A 3,467-nucleotide genomic window follows, 5' to 3' on the forward strand; every position below is an offset into this window, starting at 1 on the left:
TTTTTTTTAAGTAGAAAAACATAAAAGGAACAATAGAATCTTTTTTTATGATAGTTTTGTCCAAATCAAAAAAAGCAATCTTCATAAGTTAATGAATATCTCCCCAACTTAATCCCTTATGTATATCAACTGTAATAGGAACATTAGTTTTTACAGAATGCTCCATTATCTCTTTCATTATAGTCATAGCCTTATCAGATTCTTTCTCAGAAACTTCAACAACCAATTCATCATGCACTTGCATAACAATTTTAGCAGTTTTGAAATGATTTTTAAACTCTTTATGTATAGCAATCATAGCAACTTTTATCATATCAGCAGCACTTCCTTGAATTAGTGTGTTTAATGCCATTCTTTCAGCTTCATTTCTTACAACCGCATTTGATGAGTTTATAGTTTTAGATAAATCTCTAATTCTTCCAAGCATAGTGCGAACATAACCCTTGGCTTTTACATCTTCTATAACCTTTTCGCAGAATGGTTTTACTTGAGAATATGTTGAAAAATATCCTTTAATAAAATCATCAGCCTCTTTTCTTGATATGTTTAATTCTTTTGAAAGCCCGAATGCTGTTTTACCATAGATAATAGAGAAGTTAATTATTTTTGCTGTGTTTCTCATTGAAGGAGTTACATGGTTTTTGCTTACAGAATATATTTTCATAGCAGTTTTTCTGTGTATGTCATCATTGTTTTTGAAAGCTTCCACCAACACAGGGTCATTACTGAAATGAGCTAATAGTCTTAATTCTATTTGAGAGTAGTCTGCTGCTATTAATACATTTCCTTTTTCTGCTATAAAAGTGTTTCTAATATCTTTGCCCTCATCACCTCTTGCTGGTATATTTTGTAAATTAGGATCTGATGAAGATAAACGTCCTGTCGCTGTTACAGTTTGATTGAAAGAAGCATGTATTCTATTAGTTTTTTTATGTACTAATGTAGGAAATACATCAAGATATGTGTTTTTTAATTTTGAGTATTTTCTGTATATGAGCATATACTCAGCAATTTTTTCTCTTTGTGCAAGATCTCTAAGTACTTCTTCATCTGTTGAATAAGCACCTGTTTTTGTTTTTTTAGTAGAGTTTATTTTTAGTTTTTCAAATAAAATATATTCAAGCTGTTTTGGAGATTGTAAGTTAAACTCTTCTCCTGCTTGTTGGTATATTTTTTCTTTTGTTTTTTCTAAAAGTGAAGCATATTCTTCTGATAGAGATTTCATTTTTTCTGTGCTTATATAAACCCCATCAAACTCCATATCAGCAAGCACACTAATAAGAGGCATCTCTACATTGAAAAATAATTCTTCAAGATTATATGTATTTAAAAGTGGAGCAAAGTATTCATAAAACCTAAATGTAATGTCAGCATCCTCACAAGCATACTCAACAACATCTTTTAACTCAACATCAAGTAAAGTCTTTTTAGCATTATCTGTAATGTCGCTATATTTTATGGTGTTGTATGATAAATAACTTAAAGCAAGGTCGTCCATATTGTATCTGCCTCTGCTGGGGTTAATCAAGTAGGCAGCTACCATAGTGTCAAAATACATGTTTCCCATTTTTTTATCAATGGCACGCATCATCTTGTATTCATATTTTAAATTATGACCTATTATTTTTATGTCTTCTTTTGCTAAAGTGTCAAATACTAATTTTTTGCAAGCTTCTTTATCTATATTTGTTCTTCCACTTAAATCCAAATAAAAAGCTTCTTTTGATTTTATAGCAAATGATATTCCTATTATTTCATCTGTTAAAGTGTCTAATCCTGTAGTTTCAAAATCTATACATACGAGTTTTTTAGAATTTATATCATTTAAAAGATTTTTTAATTCTGTTTCATTTTCTATTAAATAGTATTTAGAACTGTTGTCTTTAGCGTTGGATACTATTGTAGTCTTTTCTGTATTATTTTCTGCATTAGTTTCTTGTTTGACCTGTTGAGATAGTTGAGATATTTGCACCTTTTCTTCTTTTTTCTTACTGTTTCCGTATATGTAATAATTAATTTTATCTCTTATTTGTTTTAATTCTAAATCATCTAATATTTTATTAACTTCATCTATATTAATTTTATTTTTTTCAATTTCTTTATAATCTATATTTAATTCTTCTATCTCTCTTTTAATTGTAGCTAGCTCATAACTCATATATGCATTATCTTTATCAGCAATAAGTTTTTCTTGTATCTTTCCTTTTATAGAATCAATATTTTTATATATGTTGTCTAATGTATCATATTCTTCAAGGAGTTTTAAAGCTGTTTTTTCTCCAATTCCTTTAACCCCCGGTATATTATCAGAAGCATCTCCCATTAATGAAAGTAAATCTATAATCTGGTTTGGATACACTCCTCTTTTTTCTTTAACCATATTTACATCATATTCTATTAATTCATTGTCTTTATTGCTTGCTATTACTTTTGTATTCTCATCAACAAGCTGAAGAATATCTTTATCTGGAGAATATATTATTGTTTTAATATTTTCTTTTTTATTGTTTTGAGCAATGCATCCTACAATATCATCAGCCTCATAATTATCAAGAACTATCCTTGTAATTCCAAGAGCATCTATAAGATTGTATAGTATAGGTATTTGACTTCTTAAATCATCAGGCATACTTTCTCTATTTTCTTTATAGGCTTTGTATATTTCACTTCTAAAAGTTTTTCTTGAACTATCTAGTGCTATTGCGGTGTAATCAGCAGGGTAGGTATTAATTAAAGAAAAATATGTTCTTAAAAAACCATTAATCGAAGAAACATTTTGACCTTTAGAGTTTATTAGAGGGCGTTTCAAAAAAATAAAATGATATCTATAAAGTATACCAAAAGCATCAATAATAAGAAATGTTTTTTTCATTTTTTTATTATATAACAAAAATAAAAATTATGCAAAAATATTATTTTGTTGTTTTTTTGTTATTTATTATTTGTGAGCATGGCATTTGCAAAATCTTGATATGCTATATTTTGCAAATTATAAATATTAAGAAATCCGTTTGTCGACATTATGCTAGATGCAATAGTTGACCTATTCCCACTTCTGCAATATACTAAATATTCTTTATTTTTATCTAACATATCTATTTTTGATTTAAAGTCCTGACTTAATACATCTATATTAATGGAGTTTGGAATGTTCCCTGCTAAATATTCTTCTCTTGTTCTAACATCTAAAATTATGAGGTTTGTTGAACTATTCACTAATTTAATTGCTTTTTCTATATTAAGGTCTTTATATCCTCTATTTGAACAGCTTAGAAATAAAAAAGAAATAGATAAAATGATTATAATTTTTTTCATTTATTTTTCCTAAAATATATTGGAATATATAAATGATATTATAACAATTAGAAAAAAAGTCAATTATTTTATTGATTTTGATTTATAAACAAAAACTCTTTTTTTTTATTATATTTATAATATAATAAAGATTATTTGACGAAATATATATT

Annotated in this window: 2 protein-coding genes; both read right to left on the reverse strand. The window is 26.8% G+C overall.

Annotated features, from left to right (window positions below):
* Nucleotides 1-88 precede the first annotated feature (88 nt).
* Nucleotides 89-2,872, reverse strand: a complete 2,784-nt coding sequence (gene polA, locus E6A48_RS08260) for a DNA polymerase I (RefSeq protein WP_219709624.1) — start codon at nt 2,870-2,872, stop codon at nt 89-91.
* 59 nt (nt 2,873-2,931) lie between these two features.
* On the reverse strand, nt 2,932-3,315 hold the full coding sequence (locus E6A48_RS08265; protein ID WP_219709626.1) for a rhodanese-like domain-containing protein: 384 nt from the start codon (nt 3,313-3,315) through the stop codon (nt 2,932-2,934).
* Nucleotides 3,316-3,467: the final 152 nt, after the last annotated feature.

The organism is Brachyspira pilosicoli (assembly GCF_019402445.1).
Lineage (GTDB): Bacteria > Spirochaetota > Brachyspiria > Brachyspirales > Brachyspiraceae > Brachyspira > Brachyspira pilosicoli_B.